The 15,038-nt window shown below is 41.2% G+C and carries 12 protein-coding genes; 1 reads left to right on the top strand and 11 read right to left on the bottom strand.

What is annotated here, in order from left to right; translation table 11 throughout:
- Positions 1-143 precede the first annotated feature (143 nt).
- From ACSSVW_RS11950 to ACSSVW_RS11925, 6 genes are all read right to left on the bottom strand, one after another.
- On the bottom strand, positions 144-2,825 hold the full coding sequence (locus tag ACSSVW_RS11950; RefSeq protein WP_454179398.1) for a DUF349 domain-containing protein: 2,682 nt from the start codon (positions 2,823-2,825) through the stop codon (positions 144-146).
- Entirely contained in the window at positions 2,815-3,096 is a 282-nt protein-coding gene (locus ACSSVW_RS11945; RefSeq protein ID WP_036969024.1) for a YeaC family protein, read from the bottom strand. The genes ACSSVW_RS11950 and ACSSVW_RS11945 overlap by 11 nt, the downstream gene beginning before the upstream one ends.
- Before the next feature lies 1 nt (position 3,097).
- The gene (locus tag ACSSVW_RS11940; RefSeq protein ID WP_036969280.1) at positions 3,098-3,424 is read right to left on the bottom strand and encodes a hypothetical protein; all 327 of its coding nucleotides are present in this window, start codon (positions 3,422-3,424) and stop codon (positions 3,098-3,100) included.
- 163 nt (positions 3,425-3,587) lie between these two features.
- Positions 3,588-5,090: an alanine/glycine:cation symporter family protein gene (locus ACSSVW_RS11935; protein WP_065979799.1), complete on the bottom strand. Its 1,503-nt coding sequence runs from the start codon at positions 5,088-5,090 to the stop codon at positions 3,588-3,590.
- Between the two features lie 260 nt (positions 5,091-5,350).
- Entirely contained in the window at positions 5,351-6,478 is a 1,128-nt protein-coding gene (locus ACSSVW_RS11930) for a M14 family metallopeptidase (RefSeq protein WP_074988356.1), read from the bottom strand.
- A gap of 198 nt (positions 6,479-6,676) precedes the next feature.
- On the bottom strand, positions 6,677-8,119 hold the full coding sequence (locus tag ACSSVW_RS11925; RefSeq protein ID WP_036969029.1) for a glyceraldehyde-3-phosphate dehydrogenase: 1,443 nt from the start codon (positions 8,117-8,119) through the stop codon (positions 6,677-6,679).
- A gap of 173 nt (positions 8,120-8,292) precedes the next feature.
- Between ACSSVW_RS11925 and ACSSVW_RS11920 the strand changes: the two genes are divergently transcribed.
- Entirely contained in the window at positions 8,293-9,099 is an 807-nt protein-coding gene (locus tag ACSSVW_RS11920) for a DUF2989 domain-containing protein (protein WP_036969031.1), read from the top strand.
- Positions 9,100-9,130: 31 nt separating this feature from the next.
- Here ACSSVW_RS11920 and ihfA read toward each other — a convergent pair whose 3' ends face one another.
- The 5 genes from ihfA to ACSSVW_RS11895 form a co-directional block, all read right to left on the bottom strand.
- Positions 9,131-9,430, bottom strand: a complete 300-nt coding sequence (gene ihfA, locus ACSSVW_RS11915) for an integration host factor subunit alpha (protein WP_036969033.1) — start codon at positions 9,428-9,430, stop codon at positions 9,131-9,133.
- Between the two features lie 2 nt (positions 9,431-9,432).
- Positions 9,433-11,820, bottom strand: coding sequence for a phenylalanine--tRNA ligase subunit beta (gene pheT / locus ACSSVW_RS11910; RefSeq protein ID WP_036969035.1), 2,388 nt, complete (start codon positions 11,818-11,820; stop codon positions 9,433-9,435).
- Positions 11,821-11,835: 15 nt separating this feature from the next.
- On the bottom strand, positions 11,836-12,816 hold the full coding sequence (pheS, locus tag ACSSVW_RS11905) for a phenylalanine--tRNA ligase subunit alpha (protein WP_074988360.1): 981 nt from the start codon (positions 12,814-12,816) through the stop codon (positions 11,836-11,838).
- Positions 12,817-12,891: 75 nt separating this feature from the next.
- Positions 12,892-13,617, bottom strand: a complete 726-nt coding sequence (hda, locus tag ACSSVW_RS11900; RefSeq protein WP_213019300.1) for a DnaA regulatory inactivator Hda — start codon at positions 13,615-13,617, stop codon at positions 12,892-12,894.
- Positions 13,602-14,657, bottom strand: a complete 1,056-nt coding sequence (locus ACSSVW_RS11895; protein ID WP_036969039.1) for a DUF2066 domain-containing protein — start codon at positions 14,655-14,657, stop codon at positions 13,602-13,604. The genes hda and ACSSVW_RS11895 overlap by 16 nt, the downstream gene beginning before the upstream one ends.
- Between the last annotated feature and the right edge of the window lie 381 nt (positions 14,658-15,038).

The following is a 15,038-nucleotide window of genomic DNA, read 5'->3' as shown; positions in this document are numbered from 1 at the left end:
TTTTCCTCAAAAAAGCCGCTTTAAAAGCGGCTTAAATCAACCATGTTAACTTATTTAATCTTTCAATAATCAAGATAAGTAGGATATGACACCCCACTTATCTTGAGAGAAAACTAAATACCTTAATCGATTGCTATTAATCGTTAAATTGCGAATATAACTTTAAGCCTAGCTAGTGTGTCAGGTGAAACTGAACCTTCACTGACCGCTAAAAGTTGTTTTAGATAGTAGTAAACATCAGCCTGTTCGCCACGATGCTTATCATCAAGCATTGCAACTTGCTCTGTCATACGTAATTGGCTATCGGCTGATTCAACCCCTGCTAAAATTTCAATACGTGTCAACAACTGCTGCGCAGTTAATGCTGTTGTTAACGAAACCTGAAATTGAGCCGGTATAGTACTGCCCTCTTCTAGGGCACTAAACAAAGCAGCTAGCTTTGATTGTTCAGCTTGTTTACCAAGCACCTCTGTTTTCGCCGCGATGGCACTTTCTAATTGCGCAACTCGACCACTAAGTGATTTAGAGTAGTCTAATGCCGATAATTTAGCCGCTAAGTCTTTAAGTTGTGCTAAGTGAACCACACTGCCTAACGCAGACTCAAGCTCGGTTAATTCCACTGCAGCGACTTCATCATTCTGCTGTTGAGCTTGCTTTTGTATTTCAAACTCTGCGCTACGCTTTGCAAATGTCTCATCGTTGACACGTCTAAATTGCTGCCATAACGTGTTTTCTGCTTTCATGCCAGCAAAACCAATTGTTTGCCATGTTTGTTGCAATGCCTTTAATTGCTGACATGCGGTTGCAAGGTCGTCAGATTGAGAAAGTAGTGTTGCCTGCTCAACGAGGGCACTTTTCTGTTCCGCATTGGCTTTGTGAAATGCAGCTAACCTCGCATTCACTTGCGACTGAACCGTTTTGAACTCGCTGTGTAATTCACGATACGTTTTAGGGTCTACATTACCCGCAGAACGCCATGATTTACTGATGCGGTTATACTTACTTTCAAACTGTTTCCAGTCAAAATCATCGGTCTGTGCATCAAGCTCAGCTAATTGCTGCATTTGTGCAATAATATCTAAACGCTGTGTTTTTGCGTGCTCGCGCAACTGCTCTTGCTCTGCAAAATACTCACGACAAGGCGTGAACAACACTTCAATGTGTTGATCAAAAAGTTCACCCTGCTGTTTTTCAGCATTAGTATCTAAGCGACCTAATTCATTCCAACGACGGCGTAATTGTTTAACTTGCTCAGCACGCTGTTTAGGATCGGTACATGGCGTTGCAACAAGCTCACTGACCTCTTGTAAAATAGCGTCGCGCTTCGGCGCCGATGCATATTTTTGCCAGTCTTTCGCTTCTGCTAGCTGTGCCTCAAGATCTGCTTTTAATGTATTTAATGGCTGCTTATAAGACTCGGTTAATGTCTCATATAACTCTTCAAATCCTTTAAAAACACCAAAGGCAACATTAAAACGACCTTGATCAATCAAACGTTTAACATCACGTGCTTTGCGCTTCGCGGCTTGTTGGTTTTTGTCAAACTTACTGGTTAACGGCAACATGGCATGTTGCCACGCTTTCACACATTCCGTTAAGTTAGCTTTAAAACGCCCTTGTAGGCGAGACGGGATATGCGAGAGTTTTTTTCGCGCGAATTTGCTTTTCTGCTCAAACTCTTTATTTAGCGTATCAAACTGTGTTTCATCGTCGCTTGTCGTAACCGCAGATAAAGCATCGAATGCCGCTTTATAGTCAGCAATCGCAGCAACTAACTGCGGTAACTGCTCCACTTGTTTAAACAAATTCGATAAATGCTGTTTCACATCACGTACATTTTGATTGTCAGCAAGCTCAGTCTCAGCAAGTGCCTCTTTTGCTTGACTTACTTTAGCTTCAAGCCAATCTTGCTGTATTTGTTCTGGGGTCTCTAGACCGAGCTGTAATGCATTTTCAATTTCTTCGCCTAGCGCTTCTAAAGTAGCCAGTGCCAACACTTGACGCTGTTGCTCTGCAAGCTTTTGCTGCTGCGCCTGATGCTCTTTGCTAAGCATCGCAAGATGTGTATCTAACTTTGCGATAATGGCTGAGTATTTTTTATCTAATAAGTTGACTTGTTCATCCGTTAGCCACTTTAACTCGATGGCCTGCCATTGCTGTAGTAAATCAGCATGTTGCTGAGATACTAGGTTGAAATCACTTTTTTCACGCAGTGCATTAAGTTTAGCAAGTACAATTCGGGTATCAGCTTCAACTTTAGCCGGCATTTCAGCGGCTAAACGCTCATTTTCTAAATGGGCAGCAAGTTGCGTATGCGCTTCACCTTTAGCATGTTTCAAAAGTGGTTTAGACAGTTGGTGTTGAATTACAAGTTCAACTAATTTGAGCTGTAACTCTTCGCTTCCTTCTTTGAAAGCTTTATCAACTAGGTTTGGGTTAGCTAAGCGTTTTAGTAACTTAACACGCACTTGAATTTCTTTTTCTGCAAACGCGAGTTTTTCAAGTGTTTTAACGGGTGCAAAACGTTCAATGAATTCGTTTTTTATGCTCTCATCAAGCTGACTGTCGGTGTTTAACACCGCTTGATTTATATGCTGTTCGGCAATCTCTTTTAATGCCTGATCTTGTTTATATACTTGCCACCATAAAACAATATCATTTACTTTATTCAATGCTTTTTTACGGATTTCTGCTGAACTGTCTTCAAGCGCGATGCTATTCAAAATGTTGACATCACGTTCTGAGTCAAGGCGTTCAACAGCAGCCAAACGAACTTGGCTCTTAGGGTGTTTCCATTTCGGTGTAAATAGGTGTTTAAAGATCATTTTCACTAAACCTAGCTATTTCATTTTCAGATGCGAATTCTTTTTGCAATTGAGCTTTGCTCTTTTGCACCATTTCACCATTGGCACCAATGGTAAACTGCTCATTGGTCTGCGAAACTTTAGCTTGATAAAGCATCACGAGTTGAACGGTTTGTTGTTTTTGCTCTTCAGTCAATACCGTGCCATCAGGCCATTTGCCTGTTGATGCGCCATACTGAAGACGTTCAAATACTTCTGGGGTGATATTCTTAACGATGTGATCAATATTCATGTTACTTTTTCTTTTTTAAAACAACTAAATAGATACGGCTTACAATATACCATACAAAGCCTACTGCCATGGCTGCCGAATAGGCATACCACTCTAAAGATTCTGCTTCAGGGTGAATAAAGTAATAACAGAAAAAGCCCCCTAAAAATAAAATCAGTGCGAGGAAAGAATGATTCATAAACTTTTGCTGTTTACGAATGCGCGTTTCTTTTTGCATTTGCTGCAACTGCTCATTGCTCAGCTCAGTGACTTGGCACTCACAATGAGGACATTGTTTATGTTTGTCAGATATTGATTTTGCACATTGCGGGCAACTAATAATCGCCATATCTTTCTCCATACTACGCATAAAAAAGGCGCCTTTAGGCGCCCTTTATTGTACTTGTTTTATGAGTCGATGTCTTTTTCGAATTGCATTCAATCGTGAAGATTCGAAAATAGTAATAACTAAGACGCTCTAACCCACACTTTAAGTTTATTGCTTTAGCAACTTATAATTTATCTTTTGCCTTTTGTTCAAGGCGTTTTTCCCAGAATGTGGCATTTTTAATCCCTAACTTAATAGGGTCAAATGTAATTTCGCCACCGGCTTTCTTTTGCTCTTCATAATCGCGTAAACAATTAAGCGCAGGCTTAGCCACGAAAAAGATAGCTAAAATGCCCACAATATTAATCCACGCCATTAAGCCAACACCGATATCACCAATAGCCCAGATATACCCAGAGCTATTAACCATACCGTATGCCACCATAAACATAATAACGAGCTTTACAAGAACAAGTGGAATGCTCCCCTTGAAGTAACGATTTAAGTAAGCAACGTTTGTCTCTGCGATATAGTAATAAGCAAGAATTGTCGTAAATGCAAAGAAAAATAACGCAATACCAACAAACGCCTGGCCAAAACCACCAAACACACTAAATAATGCCATTTGTGTAAAGGCTGCTGAGCCAATTTCAGTTGCTGCATCAACGTTTTGAACAATAAATTGCCCTTCAGGTAATTCACCTACGATATTATATTGTTGAGTAATTAAAATCATTAATGCCGTTGCTGTACATACAAAGATAGTATCAACATAGACTGAAAAAGCTTGCACTAACCCTTGTTGTGCTGGGTGATCAACCTCAGCGGCTGAAGCAGCATGCGGCCCCGTACCCTGACCCGCTTCATTTGAGTATATACCGCGTTTTACACCCCAACCTATCGCTGCACCAAAGCCCGCTTGAGCCGTAAATGCGTCAGTAATAATAAGTGAAAAAATACCCGGTACTTTATCAAGGTTTATAAATACCACGATTAAAGCAAGAACAATGTAACCAAGAGCCATAAATGGCACAACGATTTGAGTAAAGTTGGCAATACGTTTAATGCCACCAAAAATAATGAACGCTAACACAATCAAAATGATCGCAAGTGCAACCAGTTTAAAGCTACCAACATCACCAAAACTTGTGCTCACTAATGTACCTTCGCCAAACACTTGGGTAAATGCGTTACCTACCGCATTCGCTTGTACACCTGGTAAAAATACACCGCATGCGATAATTGCCGACACAGCAAATAGCACTGCTAACCACTTTTGTTGTAAGCAACGATCAAAGTAATAAGCAGGGCCACCGCGATACTGGCCATCTTCTTCTGATTTATAAATTTGACCTAGTGTTGATTCTGCATACGCGGTACTGGCTCCTAAAAATGCCACGACCCACATCCAAAAAATAGCACCGGGGCCACCAAAACCAATTGCTGCAGCTACACCTGCGATGTTACCAACACCAACACGGCCTGATAACGAAACTGCCAAAGCTTGAAATGATGAAATACCGGTATTAGAACTGTTTGAGCTTAGTAGCAACTTACACATTTCTTTGAAATGTCTAACTTGAGCAAAACGGGTTAAAACGGAATAAAACAGACCTGCGCCAAGACATAAATAGATGAGTGCACTACTCCAGACTACGTCATTAACGGCGCTTACAAAAGCTTCCATGGATATCCTCTATGATTATATTTTTTATTGTTAGTTACGATACTCGGCGTTAGCTTGTGAGAATGCGCGACATACATATAGATGCGAGAAATAAATACTAAGATTAATTTACTTCTCAGCTAAACGTATTGAATATTAACTTAAATCAACCAACCTTGTTAACAGTTAATTTTCAATATAACAAATCTAATTACGTGATATGTAGCAGAAACAAGGACGGGCATCAGTATTCGCTGATGCCCGTCATTGGATTAGACTCGTTATCGTAATTTATCGACAACGTTAACAATGGCCGCTAGTGTATCTTGACCAAATTGATACGAGCGACGATCTGACCAGCCATAGTCAGGATCTGGTAAATCGTTATTATCTTTAAATGGCATTTCAACAGTGTACGCCAAAGCATTAAACTCATGTGCAACTGCAGAAGAACCAACCGTTAAGTTCGCTTGGCCTGGTTCATCTTTCGGATAACCGTGCTCATCTTGGAATTCAGGTGTCACTGTTAATAGCGCTGCTTTGAAGCTGTCTTCAAGCTCTTTTAAGCGGTCATCGTATCCCGGAATACCTTCGCTGCCCGCAACAAAGTTATATGGAATAGCTTCGTCACCATGAATATCTAGGTGCATATCAAGGCCTGTTTCACGCATTTTATTTAGCACTAAGAATACTTCAGGGCTATTTTCCATGCTTGGCGTTTGCCATTCACGATTTAAGTTCACGCCTTTAGCATTGGTACGCAGATGACCACGAACGCTGCCATCTGGGTTCATGTTTGGCACAATGTAGAACACCGCTTTTGATAAAAGTGCAGCGGCATGTGGGTCTTCATCATCAAGTAATTTATGAAGTAAACCTTCAACGTACCACTCAGCCATCGTTTCGCCTGGGTGTTGGCGTGCAGTAATCCAAATTGTTTTCTTATCACTGCTTGGAATACCAACACGTAGCACGCTCATGTCACGACCATCTAACGTTTCGCCGAGCGTTTCAAGCTCACAAGCGTGCTGGCTTTGTGCCCATGCTAATAAATCTAAATGACGGTCATAGCTGTATGGCGCAAAATACGCGAAATACACGCTGCCACACTCTGGTTCCATTTCAAATGATAGTGTGCCATTTGCGTACTCTGAAGGGACACGGAACCACGTTTGACGGTCGTAAGACGCAACAGCATGGTAACCTTCCCAACCATCTGGGTAGGCTGAATTTTCTAAGTTGTTGATATGTAACTTGTGGTTTTGAAATGGGGTTGTTTCTAGACGAAAGTGAAACCACTGGAAAAAATCAGACTGATTATCTTTATTGATTTCTAATTGAATATTCAGCGGGTCAACGGCTTCAATAACCTTGATGTTACCACTGTCAAAATTGCTGGTAATTTTCATTCTATAAACCTATTGCTTAAAAATAATTCTTAACGGCGTAGTCATTCGATAAGAATTAAGTCAACGCACCGATTAGGACGTTTTGTTAGTAATATGTAGCAGACTAAATACAGCCTACCACATGCAGAAAATTTGCAAAAACTTTCACGACTAAAAAAGCCAGCAATATGCTGGCTTTTAAATTTATCACGTTAGGTATTAGCGAGGTAAGCTTGGGAACGTTACTTCAGCCATATCACGCATACAACGTACTACTTGGCAGCTATAACCAAACTCGTTATCGTACCAAACGTAAAGTACAACACGGTTGTCATCAACAATCGTCGCTTGTGAATCTACAACACCTGCATAGCGGCTGCCCACTAAGTCTGTAGATACGATTTCTGTTGATGCTGTGTAATCGATTTGGTCACGTAAATCTGAATGCAGCGCAGTATCACGTAAGAAAGCATTTAATTCTTCAACGGTTGTGCCTTTTTCAAGGTTAAGGTTTAAGATAGCCATTGATACGTTAGGTGTAGGTACACGGATAGCGTTACCCGTCAGTTTACCTTCAAGTTCAGGTAATGCTTTTGATACAGCTTTAGCAGCACCTGTCGAAGTGATAACCATGTTAAGTGCCGCAGCACGACCACGACGCTCAGCACTGTGGTAGTTGTCGATTAAGTTTTGGTCATTTGTATAAGAGTGAACCGTTTCAACGTGGCCATTCTTAATACCAAACTTATCGTTTAATGCTTTAAGCGTTGGTGTGATTGCATTTGTTGTACAGCTTGCTGCACAGACAATTTTATCTTCAGGCTTGATATCTTTGTTATTTACACCGTAAACGATATTTTTAATATTACCTTTCGCAGGCGCAGTTAAAAGTACTTTTGAAGCGCCTTTTGATTCTAGGTGAAGTCCAAGGCCTGCTTCGTCTTTCCAGATACCAGTATTATCAACGATAAGCGCGTTGTCGATACCGTATGCAGTGTAATCAATTTCGTTAGGTGAGTTAGCATAGATAACTTGGATGTAGCTACCGTTCGCTTTAATTGCATTGCGCTCTTTATCAATCGTAATAGAACCATTGAAAGGACCATGGATTGAGTCACGACGCAATAAACTTGCACGCTTTTCAAGGTCACCGTCTTTACCGCCACGTACAACTATCGCGCGTAAGCGTAAGTCTGCATAAGGACCTGATTTTTCAATTAATAAACGAGCTAACAAACGACCAATTCGGCCAAAACCATATAAAACAACGTCACGTGGCTCTTTGCGCTCTGCATTCGCAATTTCAGCAAGCTCTTCAGTTAAATACTCTTCAACAGAACGGCCTTTAGCGGCATCGTTATATAAATAACCGTATGCTAATTTACCAATATCGATGCGTGCCGAGTTTAAATCCATTTTGCTGATGGCTTCTAAAAATGGGAAGCTCTCGCGCAAACGTAATTTAGTGCCTTCAAACTGAGCAACAGTTTTGTGGGCTTTGATGATATCGATAGGGCTAGCATTAACAAGCGGGCGGCCATAAACAGCAATTTCGATACCGCGGTTACGGTATAGGCGACCAATAATTGGTTGCATGCTTTCTGCGTAATCTTGGCGTTCTTGCCAGCTGTTTGTGTATTCTAACTCGTGAGATGAGGTCATTTTTTTTACCTAATTAAACAATTTTGAACGGATAGCCTTAAAAATATGCTGTGATTTGAGAGCAACACATCTCAGGCAGGGGTATTCTAATTTAAACTCAAATGATTCTCCACTGTTACAGAACAATTCATTGCGCTAGAATAAAGTCGTATTTATTAACTCGAGGTTAAGGAATGTTACTAAGAGCAAGCGTTTTGCTTGGTTTATTGGCATTAACAGGGTGTGAAGATCCGCTTACACTGGCTAAAGTGTGCGACGAAACACCGGGTTTTTGTAGTGATCTAAACAAAGATAGCCACTGCAAAGAACAACGTGCCGATGTGATAATTCAACGTTATGTTGAATATAAGTCACCCACTGACGAAAACAAATATCAATTATTGAAAGACTTTGAAAAATATAATCAATGTGTGTCTTTGGCAGCAAAAATTGAGCATATTAAATTAAAAGAAAAAACCACATCTCGTGTGGAAGGTCATTTAACCAGTATTAAAGAAATGACACGTATCTTCCAAGACACTAAAGATACCAATCATCCAGGGCTACTCTATTACCATTGGTCACGTAATAACGACCAATCAGCGTTATCAAAATTACTTGCTTTAGAGAACAAACAAGATAAACGCGTAACAGAAAATGCAGAAATACAATTTTTCTTAGCCAGTTACTATGTCAAGTTTGACGATGAAAAAACCATTGATCTGCTCTACAAAACATTAGAGCTTAATAAGGCGGGTCAAACACCTAACCCAGAAATTTATCCAACACTTGTAAGCTTATTTTACAAACACGAAAAATATAAGCACGCTTACACATTCGCACGTGTTGCACAATTATCAGGGTTTGAAAATGTTGATATTTTGCCGATTGAGCACAAGCTCACCGTTTCTGGTAAAAGTCTCGACAGCCTCAATGAGCTCGCACAAAAAACTTACGACAGCATTCAAGCTGGCGAATTTGTCTCGCCCCGAGGCTTTTAAAAATAAAAAAGGCAGCGAATGCTGCCTTTTCTTATTTTGATTTGCTTGTACCAACTTCCACACGAGTTTTAAGCTTCTGACCTGGTCTAAAGGTCACAACTCGGCGTGCCGAAATAGGGATGTCTTCGCCTGTTTTCGGATTACGGCCTGGACGTTCTTTTTTATCTCGAAGATCAAAGTTACCAAATCCAGAGAGCTTAACCTGCTCGCCTTTTTCTAGCGCTGAGCGGATTTCTTCAAAAAACGCTTCAACTAAATCTTTGGCATCTTTTTTATTGATCCCGAGTTTTTCAAATAGGTGTTCAGCTATGTCGGCTTTAGTAAGCGCCATATCTAGTCCCTCAACGATGCGTTAAATTGTTCGGCCAATGCGGCCACCACATTATCAACTACTTGATTGATATCTTTCTCTTCGAGCGTTCTATCAACCGCTTGCAGTGTTAGAGCAATCGCCAAACTCTTATAATTTGGCTCAATACCTTTGCCCTTATACACATCGAATAAGTTTAGGTCAACCAATTGATTTCCGCCAACTTTTTCTATGACCTTAAAAATATCACCCGATTTCACGTGATCTTCCACTAAAATCGCGATATCACGGCGGTTTGACGGGAATTTCGACACTGCAACTGCTTCAGGTAATTTTCTTTTTTCAAGAGCCGACATTTCAATTTCAAACACGAATGCTGTGTTATTGATATCTAGCGACTTTTGTACTTGTGGATGAACCGCACCAAAGAAACCAACCTTTTTACCATCAGCATAAATAACGGCAGATTGACCAGGGTGTAAGCCATCTGACTGTTCTGCTTTTATCTCAAAACGTGACATATCGTTGCTAATAGCTAAAAGTGCCTCAACATCGCCCTTTAAGTCATAAAAATCAACAGGACGCTTTTCTTGAACCCAATGTTCACCGTGAGCAAGACCCGAAATCACACCACCGATTACCGCAACTTGGTTTACCCCGTTTTCGGCCTGTTCGTCACGTAAGAATTTTAAGCCATGTTCAAACAAACGAACACGCGGTTGCTGACGATTTTGGTTATACACCAATGATGCCAACAAGCCAGGCATTAAGCTTACACGCATCGCTGACATTTCAACTGAAATTGGGTGAGGTAATATCAATGCATCACTTTGCGGATGCAGAATTGCTTGTGCTTTAGGGTCTACGAAGCTGTATGTGATAGCTTCTTGATAACCACGTGTCACTAAAGTATTACGGAATTTAGTAACCGCAACATGTGATTCATTGTGGTTAGTCATTTTTAGCTTAGCTGTCGGCGCTACGTTTGGAATGCTGTTATAACCAAACACACGCGCCACTTCTTCAATTAAGTCTTCTTCGATACGGATATCAAAGCGGTAACTAGGTACATCAGCGCTCCATACACCATCGACAATTTTCACGTCTAAGCCTAAACGCGTTAGGATATCAGTAACTTTTGCATCATCAATGTGATAACCAATGACACGGTCTAAACGCTCACGGCGTAAACGCACTTCAGTTACTTTTGGCAATTTATCATTTGCAACCGCTTCAACGACTGGACCTGCTTCGCCACCTACAATATCAAGTAACAGTGCTGTTGCACGCTCCATTGCATCTTTTTGCAAGGCAAAGTCAACACCGCGCTCATAGCGATGTGATGCATCTGTGTGAAGACCGTAACTACGTGCTTGGCCCGCAATAGCAACTGGGTTGAAAAACGCACTTTCTAATAAAATATCAGAGGTTGATTCTGTCACACCTGACTTTTCGCCACCAAAAATACCTGCAATAGCAAGCGCTTTGTTGTGATCTGCAATAACAAGCGTAGACTCATTCAGTTTAGCTGTGTTGCCATCAAGAAGGACCAACTCTTCGCCCGCATGAGCGCTGCGAACTTTAATGCCGCCTTCAATCGCATTTAAGTCAAATGCGTGCATTGGGTGGCCAAGCTCTAATAACACGTAGTTTGTTACATCAACCACTGGGTCGATTGAACGAATACCACTGCGACGCAGCTTTTCTACCATCCAAAGTGGTGTCTGTGCATCTAAGTTAATTCCCTTGATTACACGACCTAAATAACGAGGACAGGCATCATCGTTAACAAGTTCAATTGAAACTTTGTCGTCGATCGTTGCAGCAACTGGCGCAATATCAAGTGTATTAACATCAATACTGTTTAGAACACCCACTTCACGGGCAAGACCTTTTATGCCTAAACAGTCACCACGGTTTGGTGTAAGGTCAACATCAATGATGTTGTCATCTAGGTTTAAATACTCGCGTAAATCTGTACCGACTGGTGCATCAGCTGGCAATTCCATGATGCCGTCGCCTTCTTCGCTGATCCCTAATTCAACGAATGCGCACAGCATACCATGTGAGGGTTGACCACGAAGCTTGGCTTTTTTAATTTTAAAGTCGCCAGGTAAAACTGCACCAACCGTGGCGACAGCTACTTTTAGTCCTTGACGGCAGTTTGGTGCACCACACACGATATCAAGAAGCTCATCACCGCCAACATTTACTTTAGTCACACGTAGTTTGTCTGCATCTGGGTGCTGACCACATTCAACAACTTCACCAACGACAACACCGGTAAATTCTGCCGCTGCGGGCTCCACGCCATCCACTTCAAGACCAGCCATTGATAACTGTTCCGAAAGAGCCTGCGTGTCGATTGCTGGGTTAACCCACTCTCTTAACCACTTTTCACTAAATTTCATTTTATTTCTTCACTCTTAACGGAACTGGTTTAGGAATTTTAAATCGTTTTCGAAAAATGCACGTAAGTCATTCACGCCATAACGTAACATTGTTAAGCGCTCTACACCCATACCGAATGCAAAGCCGGTGTATTTTTCAGGATCGATACCTACTGATTTAAGAACGTTAGGGTGTACCATGCCACAACCAAGTACTTCTAACCATTTACCGTTTTTACCCATTACGTCAACCTCTGCTGATGGCTCGGTAAATGGGAAGTAAGATGGACGGAAACGAATTTCCATATCTTCTTCAAAGAAGTTACGTAGAAAATCGTGAAGAATACCTTTTAACTCTGTGAAACTAACATCTGTATCAACCATCAAGCCTTCCACTTGGTGGAACATCGGCGTGTGCGTTTGGTCATAATCGTTACGGTATACACGACCAGGAGAGATAATACGCAATGGCGGCTGTTCCGTTTCCATAGTACGAATTTGCACACCACTTGTTTGCGTACGTAGCACAAGCTTAGGATTAAAATAGAAAGTATCGTGATCCGCACGCGCTGGATGATGCTCAGGAATATTTAATGCGTCGAAGTTATGAAAATCGTCTTCAACTTCAGGGCCTGATTTAACCGCAAAACCTAATTCGCCGAAAAAGCTCTCAATTCGCTCAATTGTACGAGTTACTGGGTGTAAGCCACCTGTTGGCATAACACGACCAGGTAATGTTACGTCGATCGTTTCTGCGGCTAGCTTTTCTTCAAGAGCCTTACTTGCTAGTAACTCACGCTTTTCGTTGATTGCTGTTTGTACTTCTTGTTTTGCTTGGTTAATCACTTGACCCGCTTCTTTACGCTCTTCAGGGGCAATCTTGCCAAGCGTTTTAAGTAAGTTGGTGATTTCACCCTTTTTACCAAGGTAATTAACCCTGATATCTTCTAATTGCGCGATTTCACTCGCACTGGCTACTGCCTCAAGTGCTTGCGCTAAAATATTTTCTAAGTTCATTGAGTACCTGGTTTTTCACAGAGGATTTTGTAATAGCTAATGATAACTGAAAGCAAGGACTAGATTCTAGCCCTACTAAAGCTTTAACGTTGATTTTATGAAAGGAATAGTTAATTTTCTTTGTGCAGCCATCGATGCATGGTCAAGTTTGTCCAATACATCCAATAATGCTCGCATATCACGACTTAATCGGGTTAATAAAAAGCGGGCACACTCATCGGTTAATTCAAGGCCACGCATATGAGCACGACGTACTAGCGCTTCTGCTTTATCATCATCGCTCATAGAACGAATTTGCAACGTTGTGCCCCACTTTAAACGCGACTCCAAGTCGGGCAAATTAATATGCAACATGTCTGGAAGCAAATCAGCCGTTACCACTAAAAACTTGCTCGGCTCGTTAAAGCGATTAAAAAAGTTAAAAAGGCCTTTTTCCCACGCATCATTCCCTGCAATAAGGTGCAAGTCATCAATACATAGAACATCGAGCGTTTCTAATCCTTCGAGCACAACTGGACCAAAATCAATGACCTCTCGCATCGATAACAACATCGTTGATAGACCCAGTTCTTGCGCGTGAATACAGGTTGCATAAAGTAAGTGTGACTTGCCTGAGTCACCTAAACCACACAAATATGTGTATTGAAACTTGCTATTTAACTTAGTAAAAGCATCTTTCAAGTGGCTGACTTCAAGCGAGTTTTCACCACCAAAATACGATGTAAATGTTTCATCATCAGGCAACGTTACTGGCAATGCCATTTGCATAGGTTCTTGCACGAGTGTTAAAGCCCCTGCCATTGATACTCTAGTTCATCGTTGTTGACGACTTGATAAAAATCTCTTGGGTTTTGGTAGGCTTTAAAAGCACTATCAAGTTCTAATGCTTTTCTAAAATCATTCATACTGCCAGTGTGGTTCACAACAAATTGTACGGAGTCAGGAGTACGAACAGCAATTTGTGCTTGTGTAACAACACTTAAACTTTCTAAGCGACGTTTTGCAAACTCAATATCAACAAAGTTCGTAATTCCTTTTAAATGAAAGGTTGCGGTTGCGAGTTGCCCAATCATGGTAGGATCAATGGCGTACTCAAGCGCTAAGCCGCCTGCTAGGCTATCAACCATATCAGCCACAATTTGTTGCTTATCACCCACCAAGCGATTCGATTCAAACAATTCATCATTGGTAAACCGCCAATCAAGCACCCACGTTTCAGAATCCTGCTGTTTATACATGCGCGCAGTAATACTTCTTTCAGCACTGTAACGACTTGAAGCTCGTTCTACAGGGTCTGAAAAGTTCCCCCATACTTCTGGTATACCGACAATGGCTCGATCTTCTAAATCAAGCAATGGCACAACAACGGGTAAACCGCGGCGACCTGCTTTATCATATATAAGCTGTTCAAGCTGAGGGTAACTTTCTTGTGTCACAAGTTCGCGACGCCAGTTATCTTCAATTGCAAGCCAAATTGCCACCAATGGACGACGAGTCCCCCAAAGTGGAAGATTTAAGTCTTTAATTAACGCATTGATTTTATTCGCTTCAAATTTTACGACGAGATTTAAAGTGCCATCTGCTTTTTCGTCGTATTCGAATTTAAGCATGTAATCTGAAATGTCTTTCGTGCGCTCTTTCGCGGTTGGATTTTGATCCGCACTCGTGTCGCCACTCACTTTAACCAATACATTCAGAAGCGCTTCACGGCTTGCTGCTAGGCGAGCATCGCGTGATTTATCAGCCACTTTAAGGGTATCTTGGTATAAGTTGGTTACTTCAACTGCAAATACTGACGCACTCGAAAAAAATAATAATAAACAAATAAGTAATCTAGACACTGGCTATTAGTTCTTGCTTTTAAACTCATTTGATCCTAAATCAAAGCCATAAACAAAGCAAAGTTAATTTACTGAACGGTCGCTGATCATAAGGTGATTCATCGTGCACAACGCTGTTAGAAGACTCTTTAATAAAGGACGAATCAGCGCTAGGCGAAGTAGACAGCTTTAAAGATTTCAGCCCACTCTTCCCCTTTGATCGATACATCGTGATTAAACACCGTAGGAGATTTATGGACTCCCATAAAATAATGACACTGCGAGTAATCGTATGCGTTTTCGTGCGTTTGGTTCTTTTCGCGAAAGCGCTAAAAGCTGTTCAGCTATGTTTTGGTTCAATGTTATTAACCGGTGATTTTATATAGCCTATATTAGATCAGA

It is taken from the genome of Pseudoalteromonas sp. MBR-15 (genome assembly GCF_053628915.1).
Note: the sequence above shows the minus strand (reverse complement) of the source record. Positions and strands in the feature narration are given on the sequence as shown.

Excerpts from the sequence above, each read along its gene's own strand:
- ACSSVW_RS11930 (WP_074988356.1), bottom strand. The coding sequence starts at position 6,478 with ATGAAAATTACCAGCAATTTTGACAGTGGTAACATCAAGGTTATTGAA.
- ihfA (WP_036969033.1), bottom strand. The coding sequence starts at position 9,430 with ATGGCGCTTACTAAAGCCGACATAGCTGAACACCTATTTGAAAAACTC.
- ACSSVW_RS11940 (WP_036969280.1), bottom strand. The coding sequence starts at position 3,424 with ATGGCGATTATTAGTTGCCCGCAATGTGCAAAATCAATATCTGACAAA.
- hda (WP_213019300.1), bottom strand. The coding sequence starts at position 13,617 with ATGGCAGGGGCTTTAACACTCGTGCAAGAACCTATGCAAATGGCATTG.
- pheS (WP_074988360.1), bottom strand. The coding sequence starts at position 12,816 with ATGAACTTAGAAAATATTTTAGCGCAAGCACTTGAGGCAGTAGCCAGT.
- ACSSVW_RS11920 (WP_036969031.1), top strand. The coding sequence starts at position 8,293 with ATGTTACTAAGAGCAAGCGTTTTGCTTGGTTTATTGGCATTAACAGGG.
- ACSSVW_RS11935 (WP_065979799.1), bottom strand. The coding sequence starts at position 5,090 with ATGGAAGCTTTTGTAAGCGCCGTTAATGACGTAGTCTGGAGTAGTGCA.
- ACSSVW_RS11950 (WP_454179398.1), bottom strand. The coding sequence starts at position 2,825 with ATGATCTTTAAACACCTATTTACACCGAAATGGAAACACCCTAAGAGC.
- pheT (WP_036969035.1), bottom strand. The coding sequence starts at position 11,820 with ATGAAATTTAGTGAAAAGTGGTTAAGAGAGTGGGTTAACCCAGCAATC.
- ACSSVW_RS11925 (WP_036969029.1), bottom strand. The coding sequence starts at position 8,119 with ATGACCTCATCTCACGAGTTAGAATACACAAACAGCTGGCAAGAACGC.
- ACSSVW_RS11945 (WP_036969024.1), bottom strand. The coding sequence starts at position 3,096 with ATGAATATTGATCACATCGTTAAGAATATCACCCCAGAAGTATTTGAA.